This is a genomic window from Planomonospora corallina, assembly GCF_042650625.1.
In the GTDB taxonomy this organism is placed as follows: Bacteria; Actinomycetota; Actinomycetes; order Streptosporangiales; family Streptosporangiaceae; genus Planomonospora_B; species Planomonospora_B corallina.
On sequence record NZ_JBHSBM010000047.1, the window covers coordinates 114,529 to 127,561 of the forward strand.

General features: G+C 72.2%; 14 protein-coding genes and 1 riboswitch. Of the genes, 6 read left to right on the forward strand and 8 right to left on the reverse strand.

Features of this window, described 5'->3' with window-relative positions; genetic code table 11:
- Window positions 1-94 precede the first annotated feature (94 nt).
- The 3 genes from ACFOWE_RS29980 (at window position 95) to ACFOWE_RS29990 (ending at window position 3,309) form a co-directional block, all read left to right on the forward strand.
- Window positions 95-1,210: a PP2C family protein-serine/threonine phosphatase gene (locus tag ACFOWE_RS29980; RefSeq protein WP_377293757.1), complete on the forward strand. Its 1,116-nt coding sequence runs from the start codon at window positions 95-97 to the stop codon at window positions 1,208-1,210.
- Window positions 1,211-1,345: 135 nt separating this feature from the next.
- Entirely contained in the window at window positions 1,346-2,650 is a 1,305-nt protein-coding gene (locus ACFOWE_RS29985) for a M50 family metallopeptidase (protein WP_377293759.1), read from the forward strand.
- A gap of 50 nt (window positions 2,651-2,700) precedes the next feature.
- A complete protein-coding gene (locus ACFOWE_RS29990; protein WP_377293761.1) occupies window positions 2,701-3,309 on the forward strand; it encodes a MarR family winged helix-turn-helix transcriptional regulator in 609 nt (202 codons plus the stop codon).
- A 69-nt stretch (window positions 3,310-3,378) separates the two neighbouring features.
- On the opposite strand, the gene ACFOWE_RS29995 is transcribed toward ACFOWE_RS29990, so the two are convergent.
- Window positions 3,379-3,885 carry a DinB family protein gene (locus tag ACFOWE_RS29995; RefSeq protein ID WP_377293763.1) on the reverse strand — a complete coding sequence of 169 codons (507 nt, stop codon included), beginning with the start codon at window positions 3,883-3,885 and terminating at the stop codon, window positions 3,379-3,381.
- Window positions 3,886-4,073: 188 nt separating this feature from the next.
- On the opposite strand from ACFOWE_RS29995, the gene ACFOWE_RS30000 reads away from it, so the two are divergent.
- Window positions 4,074-5,234 carry a carboxylate-amine ligase gene (locus ACFOWE_RS30000; RefSeq protein ID WP_377293765.1) on the forward strand — a complete coding sequence of 387 codons (1,161 nt, stop codon included), beginning with the start codon at window positions 4,074-4,076 and terminating at the stop codon, window positions 5,232-5,234.
- Here the strand turns inward: ACFOWE_RS30000 and ACFOWE_RS30005 are convergent.
- Window positions 5,220-6,797, reverse strand: a complete 1,578-nt coding sequence (locus ACFOWE_RS30005) for an NAD(P)-binding domain-containing protein (protein WP_377293767.1) — start codon at window positions 6,795-6,797, stop codon at window positions 5,220-5,222. The genes ACFOWE_RS30000 and ACFOWE_RS30005 overlap by 15 nt on opposite strands.
- Window positions 6,794-7,357 carry a carboxymuconolactone decarboxylase family protein gene (locus ACFOWE_RS30010; RefSeq protein WP_377293769.1) on the reverse strand — a complete coding sequence of 188 codons (564 nt, stop codon included), beginning with the start codon at window positions 7,355-7,357 and terminating at the stop codon, window positions 6,794-6,796. Before ACFOWE_RS30010 ends, ACFOWE_RS30005 begins: the two co-directional genes overlap by 4 nt.
- 296 nt (window positions 7,358-7,653) lie before the next feature.
- On the opposite strand from ACFOWE_RS30010, the gene ACFOWE_RS30015 reads away from it, so the two are divergent.
- The gene (locus ACFOWE_RS30015) at window positions 7,654-8,022 is read left to right on the forward strand and encodes a nuclear transport factor 2 family protein (RefSeq protein WP_377293771.1); all 369 of its coding nucleotides are present in this window, start codon (window positions 7,654-7,656) and stop codon (window positions 8,020-8,022) included.
- A gap of 74 nt (window positions 8,023-8,096) precedes the next feature.
- Here ACFOWE_RS30015 and ACFOWE_RS30020 read toward each other — a convergent pair whose 3' ends face one another.
- From ACFOWE_RS30020 to ACFOWE_RS30040, 5 genes are all read right to left on the reverse strand, one after another.
- On the reverse strand, window positions 8,097-8,699 hold the full coding sequence (locus ACFOWE_RS30020; protein WP_377293773.1) for a carboxymuconolactone decarboxylase family protein: 603 nt from the start codon (window positions 8,697-8,699) through the stop codon (window positions 8,097-8,099).
- A 352-nt stretch (window positions 8,700-9,051) separates the two neighbouring features.
- A complete protein-coding gene (locus ACFOWE_RS30025; protein WP_377293775.1) occupies window positions 9,052-9,996 on the reverse strand; it encodes a coiled-coil domain-containing protein in 945 nt (314 codons plus the stop codon).
- A gap of 45 nt (window positions 9,997-10,041) precedes the next feature.
- Window positions 10,042-10,175, reverse strand: a riboswitch (cyclic di-AMP (ydaO/yuaA leader).
- Window positions 10,176-10,247: 72 nt separating this feature from the next.
- Window positions 10,248-11,327 (reverse strand): galactose-1-phosphate uridylyltransferase, encoded by a 1,080-nt coding sequence (gene galT, locus ACFOWE_RS30030; protein WP_377293777.1) that lies wholly within the window; start codon window positions 11,325-11,327, stop codon window positions 10,248-10,250.
- On the reverse strand, window positions 11,324-12,124 hold the full coding sequence (locus tag ACFOWE_RS30035) for a DeoR/GlpR family DNA-binding transcription regulator (protein ID WP_377293779.1): 801 nt from the start codon (window positions 12,122-12,124) through the stop codon (window positions 11,324-11,326). The genes galT and ACFOWE_RS30035 overlap by 4 nt, the downstream gene beginning before the upstream one ends.
- Before the next feature lie 82 nt (window positions 12,125-12,206).
- On the reverse strand, window positions 12,207-12,809 hold the full coding sequence (locus ACFOWE_RS30040) for an HD domain-containing protein (protein ID WP_377293781.1): 603 nt from the start codon (window positions 12,807-12,809) through the stop codon (window positions 12,207-12,209).
- A 115-nt stretch (window positions 12,810-12,924) separates the two neighbouring features.
- Between ACFOWE_RS30040 and ACFOWE_RS30045 the strand changes: the two genes are divergently transcribed.
- Window positions 12,925-13,002: a 50S ribosomal protein bL37 gene (locus ACFOWE_RS30045; RefSeq protein WP_373293985.1), complete on the forward strand. Its 78-nt coding sequence runs from the start codon at window positions 12,925-12,927 to the stop codon at window positions 13,000-13,002.
- Window positions 13,003-13,033: the final 31 nt, after the last annotated feature.

Genomic DNA, 13,033 nt, shown 5'->3' on the forward strand with positions numbered 1-13,033 from the left:
ATCCCCGCGCGTCCCCGCCGGACGATCAAGGCGCCGGTCAAGTGGGCAAGTGGGCTGCCCAAAAGAGGGGTGGGCCGCTACAGTCGAGCGCATCATGACTTCCCGCCCGGCGCCGCTGATCCCCGCGGGACTCCGCGCGTTCCTGGTGCGGATCCCCCTGCTGGTGCGCGTGGTGCGGTTCCTCCGCCGGGGTCCGCTGGCCCGCGACCGCAACCTGCTCGTCACGCTGATCGTGCTGGCGCTGGTGCTGGGCGGCCTGGGCGCCCGGGTCTCCGTCGAGTGGTTCTCGCCCGCGCTGCTGATCCCCGTCATCCTCGTCGGCGGCCTCCAGCTCCGGCTGCGCAGCCTCGCCAAGCTGCTGTGCGCGGTCGCGGTCTCTCTGGCCTACGTCGGGTTCGCCGCCGGCGTGGAGCACATCGGCCCGGGGACGCTGGCCGCGGTCGGCTTCACCGCCGCGCTGGCCGCGCTCATGGCCCGCACCCGGGGCAAGCTCGGCGTGCAGGGGCTGCGCGGCGACGCGATGCTGCTGGAGCTGCGCGACCGGCTCAAGAAGCAGAGCGAGCTGCCGCAGCTGCCCAAGGACTGGGGCTCGAAGGTGGTGCTCAAGCAGGCCGGGGGCTCGTCCTTCGGCGGCGACTTCCTGATCTCCTCCCGCGACGGCGACACGCTGCAGCTCGCCCTGGTCGACGTCTCCGGCAAGGGCGTCGACGCGGGCACCCGCGCGCTGATGCTCTCGGGCGCCTTCGGCGGCCTGCTCGGCTCGGTGAGCGACTTCCTGCCCGCCTGCAACGCCTACCTGCACCGCCAGCGGGAGGACGAGGGCTTCGTCACCGCCGTCCACGTCCGGATCGACCTGGCCACGGGCGAGTACGAGATCACCTCGGCCGGCCACCCGCCGGTGGTCACCTTCGAGGCGGGCACGGGCACCTGGCGCGTCTCCTCGGCCAAGGGCGTGGTCCTGGGGATCGTGCCGGACCTGCACTGCGAGCCCGACCGGGGGGTGCTCCGCAAGGGCGACGCGCTCATGCTCTACACCGACGGACTGATCGAGCAGCCCGGCAGGGACATCGACGCCGGCCTCGACCGGCTGCTGGGCGAGGCGGAACGGCTGCTGCCCTCGGGCTTCGCGGCGGGGGCGCGCACCCTGGTCACCTCCATGTCGGCCGGGCACAACGACGACTGCGCGCTGGTCCTCGTCTGGCGGCCCTGACCGGCCGCGCCGCCGCGCCCGGGCCGGGCGCCGGGAGCCCCCGCGGGTCCCGCGCCGGGAGCGGCCCCGCACAGGGGCGGTTCGGCTAGTCTCTTATGGGGCATTGCCGATGAATCCGCGACCAGGGGGAAACCTGTGGACTGGCTTTTCGTGATCGGGATCATCCTCTTCCTCCTGGGACTGATGGCCTCGATCGCGCTGCACGAGATCGGCCACCTCGTGCCGGCGAAGCTGTTCGGCGTCAAGGTCACGCAGTACATGGTCGGGTTCGGTCCCACGCTCTGGTCGCGCCGGCGCGGCGAGACCGAGTACGGCGTCAAGTGGATCCCGTTCGGCGGCTACATCCGGATGATCGGCATGCTGCCGCCCCGCCCGGGCGACGAGCCCGGCAAGGTCCGCTCGATCTCCAGCGGCCCCTGGCAGGGGCTGATCGAGAGCGCCCGCGAGGTCGCGCTGGAGGAGGTCCGGCCAGGCGATGAGGACCGCGTCTTCTACCGCAAGCCCTGGTGGCAGAAGGTCATCGTGATGGCCGGCGGGCCGGCGATGAACTTCGTGCTGGCCTTCGTCCTGTTCGCCGTCGTGCTCATGGGCTTCGGCGTCACGGTCTCCACGACGCAGGTCGACTCCGTCCCGGACTGCGTGAAGACCGCCGCCGAGTACGCCACGAACCCCGAGTGCACCGCCGCCGACGAGGCCAGCCCCGCCGCGGCGGCCGGGCTGCGCCCCGGTGACGTCATCGTCTCGGTGGGCGGCAGGGCCACCGGGACCTGGGAGGAGGCGACCCGCGCCATCCGGGGCAGCGGCGCCGGGCCCGTGGAGATCGGCATCACCAGGGACGGCCGGCCGATGACGCTCACGGCCACGCTCATCGCCCAGGACCGGGAGTCGCTCGACGAGCCCGGGAAGATCGAGCGGGTCGGCTACCTGGGCGTCACCTCCAAGCAGGTCGTCGAGCAGCAGAGCATCGGCGCCGTGGTGACGCACATGGGCGACTTCACCGCCCGGACCGCCGCCGCGCTGCTCCGCTTCCCGGAGAAGATGGTCGGCGTCTGGAACGCCGCCTTCTCCGGTGAGGAGCGCGACAAGGACGGCCCCATCGGCGTCGTCGGCGTCAGCCGCATCGGCGGTGAGATCGCGGCCTCCGACGCCCCCCTCGAGAACAAGATCGCCATCTTCGTCAGCCTGCTGGCGAGCTTCAACCTGGCGATCGGCATGTTCAACCTGATCCCGCTCCTCCCGCTGGACGGCGGCCACATCGCCGGCGGCCTCTGGGAGGGGATCAAGCGCGGCTTCGCCCGCCTCGCCCGCAGGCCGGAGCCCGCCCACGTGGACATCGCCAAGGTGCTCCCGCTGACCTACGCGCTGGCCTTCACGATGATCATCATGGCCGCGCTGCTGATGTACGCCGACCTGGTCAACCCCATCCGGCTGGCCGGCTGACCCTTCGCCGGCCCGGCGCGCGCGCCGGGATCGCCGATAAAGTGGGCCGGATGGAGAACGGGACGATCGGCTCGACGATCGACGTGGCGCTGTTCCGGCTGCGCCGGATCTGGGCGCGGCCGCTGCGCGCGCGCAGGGCCGCCGACCCGCATCGACCGGTCCAGATGTCCAACGTGATGGTCGTGCACGCCGTGCACAAGCTGGACCTGGAGCTCCCCGAGGTGACCGTGGGGGCCGTCGCCGAACAGCTCGACGTGGATCCCTCGACGGCGAGCCGGCTGGTCAACGACGCGATCGGCGCGGGGCTCGTGGTCCGGGAGGAGTCCGAGATCGACGCACGGCGGGCCCGGCTGACGCTGAGCGCGGCCGGACGCCGGGTCCTGGAGGTGGTGGTCCGCTACCGGCGGTCCTACCTCGACGCGCTGATGGCCGACTGGGACCGGGCGGACCGGGAGGCCTTCGCCCGGCTGCTCACCCGCTTCGCGGAGGCCGCCGCGGCCCGGCCGGCGGACTACGCGGCCCTCGACCGGTCGATCGCCGAGGCGCTGGCGGAGGTCTCCGGCGGCGCCGGCGCTCCGGAGGAGACCCGGGACGGGGGAGGCGGCGGTATGGCGGGCGGCGGGCCGGGGGAGGCCGCGCGGAGCCTGCCCTCCCGTTAGCCGGCCCGCGTGGCCCGCCCGTTTCCGGCGCCGCGGAGACCACCAGGGGAGACCGTCCGGGGAGCCGGCCTACTCGCCCGTGACGCCGTCGATCCGTTCGCGGATGAGGTCGGCGTGGCCGTTGTGCCGGGCGTATTCCTCGATCATGTGGATGAGGATCCAGCGGAGCGAGACCTGCTGCCCCCTGCGCAGGGACTTGCCCAGGGCGTCCGGTGACAGGCCGGCGGAGACCCGGCGGGCGTGCTCGACCTCCTCCTGCCAGCGGGCGAAGGCCTCCTGCGCCGGGGCGGTGGCGACGTCGTCGAAGTCGCCGTCGGGGTTCTCCTCGCTGTAGAAGAGCGGGGGCGCGCCCTCGCCGCACAGGATGTTGCGGAACCAGTGGCGCTCCACCTCGGCCAGGTGCCGGACCAGGCCCAGCAGGGAGAGCGCGGACGGCTCGGCGGAGCGCAGGCGCAGCTGCTCCTCGGACAGGCCCGCGCACTTGACGGCGAGCGTCTCGCGGTGCCAGTCCAGCCAGGCGTGCAGCATGGACGTCTCGTCGGCGATGAAGGGCGGATCGATCCGTTTGTCGGTCATGGCGCCCGATCCTCCCGGAACGCCGGATCGGGTGTCACGTGGTTTTCCGCCGGCCGGAGGTCTTATCCGTCCGTGCTGTTTCGAGGGGAACATTGCCGTTCGCGCGGACAGGCGAGATCGGAGCGGATAACGTGACGCCGTCAATGATCACGTCACCGGCCTCCGGTGGCCCGCCCGATGGAGTGGAGATGACGGCGACCGACGACATGCCGCGGACGGCTCCGCACTTCGACGCGCTCTGCCCGCTGGTGGGGGTGGAGGAGGAGTACCTCGTCGTCGATCCGGTCACGCGGGCGGTGGCGCCTCGGGCGGCCGGGGTGGTGGAACGCGCCGCCGCCGAGCTCGGCGGGCAGGTGAGCACCGAGATCACCCGGTTCCAGGTGGAGGCGAAGACCCCGCCGTGCTCCCGCGTCCGGGACCTGGAGGCGGAACTGAGGCGGATGCGGGCGGCGGTGGCGGCCGCTGCCCGGAGCGCGGGGCTGGCGCTGGTCGCCTCGGGCACGCCCGTGCTCGGAGAGGTGGTCCCGCCCCCGATCACCGACGACCCGCGCTACGGGGTGGGGATCGAAACCTACCGGGCGCTCCACGACGAGCAGAGCATCTGCGCGGGCCATGTCCACGTGCACCTGCCCGACCGGGAGAAGGCGGTGCTGGTGGGCAACCACCTGCGGCCGTGGCTGCCGGTGCTGGTGGCGATGACGGCCAACTCGCCGCTGTGGGAGGGGCGTGACACCGGGTACGCCAGCTGGCGCACGCTCTGCTGGGGCAGGTGGCCGGTGGCGGGACCGCCGCCGTACTTCGCCTCCCTGGCCGAGTACGAGCGGCTGACGGGAACGCTGACCGCCGCCGGGGTCCTCGTGGATCCGGGAACGATCTTCTGGGACGTCCGGCCGTCGGCACGGCTGCCGACGCTGGAGGTCCGCGTGACCGACGTGCCCGCCACCGCCGGGGAGTCCGCGCTGCTGGCGGCCGTGGTGCGTGCCCTGGTGGTGGTCTCGCTGGAGCGCGTGGAACGCGGCGACCCGGGCCCTCGGCCGGTGGACGGGCTGCTGCGGGCGGCGTACTGGCAGGCGGCCCGCGACGGCCTGGAAGGGTACGGCATCGACGCGCTCACCGGGGAGCGGCGCCCCGCGGCCGAACTCGTCACCGCGCTGCTGCGGCACGTCCGCCCGGCCCTGGAGGGCACCGGCGACCTGGACATGGCGACCCGGCGGGTACGGCGACTGCTGGCCGGAGGGAGCGGGGCCGCCCGCCAGCGGGCCGTGTACGGCGCCGCCGGGAGGCCCGCCGACGTGGTCGACCACCTGATCGGTGATCTGACGGCCGGGGAGGGTTCAGAGACCGGCTGAGCGGCCCGGCTCCGCACCGGGGAGGAGGGCGGCGAGGAAGGCGCGCAGCGGCCGCACGTGCCGGACGGGGTCGCGCCACTGGGCGAGGAGATCCTCCAGCAGGTGCTGCTCCGCGACCTGCTCGCTGTGCCGCCAGGCGCGGACGACAGGGTGGAGGAAAGCGCTCTCGTGGGCACGCTCGGGCGTCGGGTGCCGCTGGATGGCGAACACGTCGTCGTACTTCTCACGCCCCCACCGCAGGGTGACGGTGAAGTACAGCGCCTCGCCGGAGAACCGCTCGACGGCGTAGTCCTCGGGCAGATCCGTGTAGTGCCGCACGTGTCCCGCCGCGGCGTCCACTACGTAGACGTCGCACAGGTACTCGAACTGGGTCCACAGCGCGGAACTGTGGTTGACCCGCTCCAGCATGGCCCCGGTCAGCCGGTCGGAGTCGGCCGGCAGGGTCCGGACCTCGAGCGGGACCCCGTCGTAGCGCTCGGCGAGCAGGGTCGCCAGGGTGCGCAGGTTGTAGCGGAAACCGTCGATGAAGGCGGAGGACGCGCGTTTGAAGTCGCGCGCCTGCATCAGGGTGCCGGCGAAGTACAGGCCGTCGACGTTCGCCGACTGGAAGTCGGGGCGGATCGCGGGCATCCGCCCGTTCGGGGCGAGCCGGGGACGGCAGGACTCGTCGAAGACGGAGGTGTCCATGGTGAACCCGGTGCAGCGCAGTACCGTGTCGTACTCCAGTACCGCCTGCTCCCCGTCGGCGAGTGTGTAGGTGATGGCCGCTCTGAACTCGTCGCCCTCCCGCCAGATCCGGTCGACCTGGCACTCCAGCACGCCGTGCAGGGTCTTGAACCAGTAGCTGTCCAGCAGCGCACCGTACTGGCCGCGCACGTGGCCGGGGTGCTTGCTCGTCCAGGCGAGCCGGACCGGGCTGGGACTGGCCAGATGGATGACGGCGGCGTGGCCGAGCATGGCCTGGGCCGTCTCGAACGCCGAGTTGCCCTTACCGATGATCAGCACGCGCTGGTCGGCGAACTCCGCGCCGTCGACCGGCATGTCCTCGTAGCCCACGGCGTGCTCGATGCCCGGGATCTCGGGGACGTGCGGGCCGCCCCAGCCGGTCGCCATGATCAGGCATTCGGCCCGGAACACCTGGTCGCCGGAGTGCACGACGAAGTGGCCGTCCGTTCTCTCGACCCGGTCGACGGGCGTGGAGAACCGCACGCGCAGGTCGTGCTCCCGCCGGAAGTCGGCCAGGTAGCGCACCAGGTCGTCGGCGTGCGGGAAGTACTCCTGGGAGTAACGGGGGAACAGCAGGCCCTCGTCGTTGAGCAGGGAGTTCCAGTCCCAGCGCAGGGCGATCTCCGGATCCTTCGCGCCGGTGTGGACCTTGTTCAGCGAGATCAGCCTGCGGTGCCGGGGATAGCGGCCGAAGAAGGCGCCGGGGGACGCCTCGCGCTCCAGGGTCAGGTAGTCGGCGCCGGCCCGCTGGAGGAAGTAGCTGAGCTGCAGTCCGCCGGGCCCGGCCCCGACGATCAGATAGCGGTGGACGCGCTCGCCGGATCCTGTCGCGGTCATCGGTCCCGCGCCTCCGCACCGGCCGACGCGCTCGGGTACCCGGACGCGACGATCCGCTCGGCCATCGCCGTGTAGGCGGCGGGGTCGTCCGGGGCGACCGTGCCGAGGCCGTCGACGTAGCGGTTGAACATGCAGAACGCGGCGGCGATCAGCACGGTGTCGTGGATCTCCAGGTCCGTGGCGCCCGCCGCGCGGGCCGCCTCGACGTGCTCCGGGAGGACGTCGCGTCCGCTGCGCTGGACGGCGGCCGCGATGCGCAGCAGGGCCCGGAGCTTGCCGGAGACCGGGGCGCCGTCGAGGTCGGTGCGGACCTGCTCCACCAGCTCCATCCCCTCCGGAAGTTGCGCGGCGGCGAAGGCGGCGTGCGAGGAGAAGCAGAAGCGGCACTGGTTGAGCGCCGACACATGTGCCGCGATGAGCTCGCGCTCTCCGCGGGACAGCGTGCTCTCCCCGCGCAGCAGCACCTCGGCCAAAGCGTTCATCGGGGCGGCCGTCTCCGGGCGGAAACGGAACAGGCCGAGGATTCCCGGCTCGTCGGAGTCGAGGGAGATGTGGGGCATGAAAAGTCCCTTGGGGAGGAAAGAATTTCTCTCGGCACGCTCTCCGGAAGCGGACGCGTCCGACGAGTGCTCATGATCGCCGGGCTCTCCGCCGCTGTCAATCGTGGATTCGGTCCTCCGGGTACGGGTGGACCCCTGATTCGGTACATACGTGATGTGATTATGGCCGCAAGGCCAGTGTCCTATTTCCCTCTTGTTCATTCCGTGCGGGGCGGGTTAGCGTCACTCCCGTCACACGAATCAGTGATGTCATCGGTGGGAGGCCGTTCATGTCCGTGCATTCAGATGTCGTTCCCGTGCGTGATTTCTACGAGGCGCTCGCCAAGAACGACCTGGGCCGCATCCGCGACCACCTGCTCGCCGACGACGCGGTCTTCCACGTCCCCGGCGGAGGCTCCCTCTCCGGGGACTACCGCGGCAAGGAGCAGGTGATCGGCTACCTCGAGCGGTTCGCCGGGCCGGCCGAGAGCCTGACGCGGTTCGAGCCCGAGGAGTTCCTCACCGGCGAGCGGCATGTCGCGGTCCTGCTGCGCGTGCAGGGAGAGCGCGGCGGGCGGCGCCTGGACGAGCGGGGGCTCCACGTCTTCCGCGTCGAGGACGGAAAGATCACCGAGCGCCTGAGCTATCCGCAGGACCCCCGGGGCGTCGACGAGTTCTTCGCCTGACGCCCCGGCAGGGCGGCGGGAGCGCGCGGCCGTCGGAGCGGGCGTGCGGGACTGCCCGGCCCGTACGCCCGAGGTCACTTCCGGCGCGGGCGTCCTCGCGCCGGCCGCCGGGAGCGGCCGCGCAGGCGGGCCCGGGCATGCCGCCGGGACCGCCTGCGGGGCGGTCCGCCGGACTCGGCCGCCAGCACGGCTAGATAGCCCCCGGTCATCCGGGCCCGCGCGGCGTAGTGCTCGGGATCGTCGGAGGCGATCGTGCCGAGGCCGTCGACGTAGCGGTTGAACATGCAGAACGCGGCGGCGATCAGCACGGTGTCGTGGATCTCCAGGTCCGTGGCGCCCACCGCGCGGGCCGCCTCGACGTGCTCCGGGAGGACGTCGCGTCCGCTGCGCTGGACGGCGGCCGCGATGCGCAGCAGGGCCCGGAGCTTGCCGGAGACCGGGGCGCCGTCGAGGTCGGTGCGGACCTGCTCCACCAGCTCCATCCCCTCCGGGAGGCGGACCGCGGCGAGGGCCGCGTGGGTGGAGAAGCAGAAGCGGCACTGGTTGAGCGCCGACACGTACGTCGCGATGAGCTCGCGCTCTCCCGCGGTCAGCGTGCTCTCCCCGCGCAGCAGCACCTCCACCAGGGCGTTCAGCGGAAGGGCGGTCTCAGGGCGGAAGCGGAACAGCCCGCGCACCCCCGGGGCATCGGAATCGAGTTTGATGTACGGCGTGGATCCGCCGGCGTGGTTCAAGCCCGCCGGACGGGATCCTCCCCCCGGCCGGATGCCGCAGGAAACCGTTTCGTGAGTATGCGCGGTCAGTGCCTCGACTGCCGTGCCCGGCCTGATCGGGGAGGTGCTCACATCCGTCATTTCCCGGTCCTTCCTCGGTCGCGTCCCTGTTCTCGCACGGACAACTCTGCCCGTGGCGCGTGCCGGAGGAAAGAAATGGCGGATTCAGCAAGCTGACTTCCGGGAACAACTTGTTGCCGATTCCGGTCTTGACGGGAAGGGGGATTTTCTGGACGGTTTTCCCCCGTCCCGCGACTCAGTACATCGAGATGTGCACGTGGTCGTAGTGGTTGGCGGTGTTGCCGCCGCGGTCGGACATGAAGCGCCACCCCGAGCCGTGGTTGATGCGCTGGCGCCAGATCACGTACTTGACGCCGAGCTTGTTGCGGTGCTTGATCGTCCAGGCGGCGATCTCGTCGCCGAGCTTGAGGTTGGCGGCGGTGGGCATGGCGCCGCCGGTGCTCATCATGAAGTCGCAGGCCCGGCCGAGGGGGTGTTCGCCGCCGTCGTTCAGGCTCCGGTAGCAGCCGACCGTGTGGGTCAGGTCGAAGCGCCGCCTGATGGTGTCGCGCATGTTCCTGGTGCGGTCGGTGATGTTGTCGGCCCCGGTGGGCAGCTGGGGCGCCCAGCCGCCGGCGCGGCGCCCTGAGCCCAGGGGCACGAGCTGGTCGAGTTTCCGCTTGATGTCGCGGATGACCTTCTCGGCCTCCTTGCGCTGCCGCTCGACCTCCTCGGCCTCCTTGCGCCGCTGCTCGGTCAGCTCCTCGGCCCGGTCCGCGGCCTGCTTGCGCCGGTCCCTGCTGGTGGCGAAGCCCTCCAGGTAGGCGCTCTGCTGGGCGATGAGGTGCTCCATCACGGCGGCGGCGTTCATGCCGCCGCTGTCGGCGAACAGCAGGGACGGCAGGGTGCTCGAGCTGCTCTGGTAGCGGATCTGGGCGATCGAGTCGACCTGGCGCCAGGCCTCGTCGTAGGTCCGCTGGGCCTTGCGGAGGTTCTCCTCGGCGACCTTCTCGGCCTTCTCCGCCTTCCGCACGGACTCCCGTTTGGCGGCGTAGGTCTCGATGAGCCTGTCGACCTTCTTGTTGAGCTCGTCCAGCTCCTTGAGGAGCTGCTTCTCGGTGGGTTTGGGTTCCGCGAGGCCCGTGCCCGGAGCGGTGAGGGTGAGTCCGAGCGCGGAGAGCAGGCAGACGGACGCAGCCACACGACGGCGGAACGTGGGGGCCGTGGGGGACGGGGCCGCCACGCGTTCTCCTCTCCTCCAGCCGGCCGGGTTAGCTGACGGGTTCGGGCTGGAGCGGCCCGCCACCACGGTGGTTCACCCCAGGTGCGGTGGTTCCCCGGCTCCCGGGCGAGGCGCCCGGGATTAGGCATCTCCGCTGTTGAAGCGGCTAACTGGAGGATAGTAGTGGTAATGGGATGGTCATGCTAATTCAAGCCGAGACCAAGCGGTGATCAGTCCGTGACGACGGCGCGCAGGCGGCGGGCCGCCTCCTCGGGCAGGACGTCGTTGACGAACGCCCCCATGGCCGACTCCGATCCGGCGAGATACTTGAGCTTGTTCGGCGCCCGGCGGATGGAGAACAGCTCCAGGTGGGCGTAGGCGAGGTCCCGCCCGGTGCGGACCGGCGCCTGGTGCCAGGCCGCGACGTACGGCATCGCCACGCCGAACAGCCCGTCCAGCCGGCGCAGCACCTCGGTGTAGAGTGGCCCGAACGCCGCGCGCTCGGCCGCCTCGAGCCCGGCCAGGTCGGGGACCCGCCGGTGGGGGTAGAGGTGCACCTCGTACGGCCAGCGGGCGGCGGCCGGGACGAACGCCGTCCAGTGCTCGTTGGCCGCGACCACCCGCACCCCGGCCTCCCGCTCGGCGGCCAGGACGTCGGCGAACAGGTTCCGCCCGGTCCGCTCCCGGTGGCGCCCGGCGGCGGCGAGGGTCAGCTTCGTGCGGGGGGTCACGTAGGGGTAGGCGTAGATCTGGCCGTGCGGGTGGGCCAGCGTGATGCCGATCTCCGCCCCGCGGTTCTCGAAGCAGAACACCTGCTCCACGCCCGGGACGGCCGACAGCTCCGTCGTCCGGTCGATCCAGGCCTCCATGACCAGCTCGACCTGCCCGGGGGAGAGCCGGGAGAAGGAGGAGTCGTGCTCGGGGGTGAAGCAGACCACCTCGCAGCGGCCGGCGCCCGGGCGCACCTCGCTCAGCCCGCCCGCCGGGGCGTGCTCGCCGATCCGGGTGGAGAACGACGGGAACCGGTTCTCGAAGACGACCACCTCGTAGGAGGAGGCGGGGATCTCGCTGCGGCGTCCGGGGGCCGACGGGCAGAGCGGGCACTCGTCGGCGGGCGGCAGGAAGGTGCGGCTCTGCCGGTGTCCGGCGATCGCCACCCACTCCTCGGTCAGCGGGTCGTAGCGCAGCTCGGAGGCCGTCGGGCGGGGCGGCAGCTCCCGCTCGTCGACGGCGCCGCGGTCCGCGCCGTCCTGGCTGTCGTAGTAGAACAGCTCCCGGCCGTCCGCCAGATGGGTGAGTGTGCGCTTCATCGGTCCGCCGCCTGCCTCTCCTGCTCCGGCTCGGCGATGATCAGCTCGCCCGCCTCCGCTGTGATCTCTTCCCTGGCCTCCCGCGGCAGGCCGGGATCGCTGATGACGACGTGGGCGTCCGCCAGGCGGGCGATGGTGCTGATGCCCACCGTGCCCCACTTGGTGTGGTCGGCGGGCACGACCAGGCGGTGCGCGGAGGCGACCAGCTCGCGGTCGGTCTCGGCCTCGAGGAGGTTGGGCGTGGTGAACCCGGCGCGGGCGCTCATCCCGTGCACGCCGAGGAAGAGGGTGTCCACGTGGAGCCCGCGGATCGCGGCCACGGCGACCGGGCCGACCAGCGCGTCGGAGGGGGTGCGCACGCCGCCGGTCAGCACGACCGTGCGGTCCGCCCGGTCCGCGCGGTGGAAGACGTCGGCGATGCGGACGGAGTTGGTGATGACGGTCAGCTCGGGCACGTCGACGAGGAAGCGGGCCAGCGTCCAGGTGGTGGTCCCCGCCGAGAGCGCGACGGCCGTGCCGGGCCGCACGAGCTCGGCCGCGCGGCGGGCGATGGCCTCCTTCTCCGCTTGCTGGCGCGCCGACTTGGCGGCGAACCCGGGCTCCTCGGCCCGGCCGGGGCCGGTGGCGGTGGCGCCGCCGTGGACCTTCTCCAGCAGGCCGCGCTCGGCCAGGGCCTCCAGGTCCCGGCGGATCGTCATGTCGGAGACGCCGAACTCGCGGACGAGGTCGGCCACCCGGACGCCGCCGCTGCTGCGCACCCGTTCCAGGATCGTCTGCTGCCGTTGCTGGGCGAGCATTGCCCCACTCCTTAATCAAACATGTTCCACCAAATTATCACATAATGCCCCGACCTGGATGTTCGTTCATGCGGGATGTCGCTCACAGTCGGTCGAGTTCCGCGCCGAGGTTCGCCCGGGCGGCCTCCTCCCAGCCGGCGCCGGCGACCCTGAAGATCACCGGGAGGTCCAGCAGCGAACGCAGCACCCGTGCCCGCCCGGCCCGGAACGCCTCGTCGGGGACGAAGCCGTACTCCTCGCGCACGGCCGCCGCGTAGGCGGCGTAGACCTCCGGCGGCGCGGCCAGGATCGCCAGGTCGGCGTCGCACAGCACGGCCCCGTCGGCGTCGCCGGGGGCGGGGTCGTGGGTGACGGTGAGCCGGACCAGCCTCGCCACCGTCGCCACCGCCGCGGGCGGCAGGCCCAGCTCGGGCAGGGCCCGTTCGGCCATCCGGGCGCTGCGCTCCTCGTTGTCGCCGCGGTGGGGGTCGTAGACGGCGTCGTGGAACCAGGCGGCGAGCCGTACCAGATCGGGGTCGCCGGCGTGCCCGGCCAGCGCGTCGACGTGGCCCAGCACCGCCTCCAGATGGGCGGTCGTGTGGTATCTGCGGTGCGGCTCGCCGTACCGGGAGACCAGGTCCAGGCCGAGCCGGTCGGCCTCGGGGCCCACCAGGGCCCGCCAGCGGTCCATCAGCTGAGAGCTCATGCCGGGGACTCTAGGCGCCCGCGTGCGGAGGGCCGCGACTTGGGCCTTGTACGGCGCGCGCTCCCGGGGGACGGTGGAGGCCGGACCCGGTTCCACGGACGGAGGAGGGCTAGGCATGGCCAGACGGGCGCGCAAGGCGCGGGCGAGGAAGAAGCGGAAGGCCAACCACGGCAAGCGGCCCGCCGCGCGGTAGCGCGGGCCAGAGCTGCGGGCCGGAGCTGCGG

Excerpts from the sequence above, each read along its gene's own strand:
- ACFOWE_RS30040 (WP_377293781.1), bottom strand. The coding sequence starts at position 12,809 with ATGAGCTCTCAGCTGATGGACCGCTGGCGGGCCCTGGTGGGCCCCGAG.
- ACFOWE_RS30010 (WP_377293769.1), bottom strand. The coding sequence starts at position 7,357 with ATGCCCCACATCTCCCTCGACTCCGACGAGCCGGGAATCCTCGGCCTG.
- ACFOWE_RS29990 (WP_377293761.1), top strand. The coding sequence starts at position 2,701 with ATGGAGAACGGGACGATCGGCTCGACGATCGACGTGGCGCTGTTCCGG.
- ACFOWE_RS29980 (WP_377293757.1), top strand. The coding sequence starts at position 95 with ATGACTTCCCGCCCGGCGCCGCTGATCCCCGCGGGACTCCGCGCGTTC.
- ACFOWE_RS30000 (WP_377293765.1), top strand. The coding sequence starts at position 4,074 with ATGACGGCGACCGACGACATGCCGCGGACGGCTCCGCACTTCGACGCG.
- ACFOWE_RS30005 (WP_377293767.1), bottom strand. The coding sequence starts at position 6,797 with ATGACCGCGACAGGATCCGGCGAGCGCGTCCACCGCTATCTGATCGTC.
- galT (WP_377293777.1), bottom strand. The coding sequence starts at position 11,327 with ATGAAGCGCACACTCACCCATCTGGCGGACGGCCGGGAGCTGTTCTAC.
- ACFOWE_RS30045 (WP_373293985.1), top strand. The coding sequence starts at position 12,925 with ATGGCCAGACGGGCGCGCAAGGCGCGGGCGAGGAAGAAGCGGAAGGCC.
- ACFOWE_RS30035 (WP_377293779.1), bottom strand. The coding sequence starts at position 12,124 with ATGCTCGCCCAGCAACGGCAGCAGACGATCCTGGAACGGGTGCGCAGC.
- ACFOWE_RS29995 (WP_377293763.1), bottom strand. The coding sequence starts at position 3,885 with ATGACCGACAAACGGATCGATCCGCCCTTCATCGCCGACGAGACGTCC.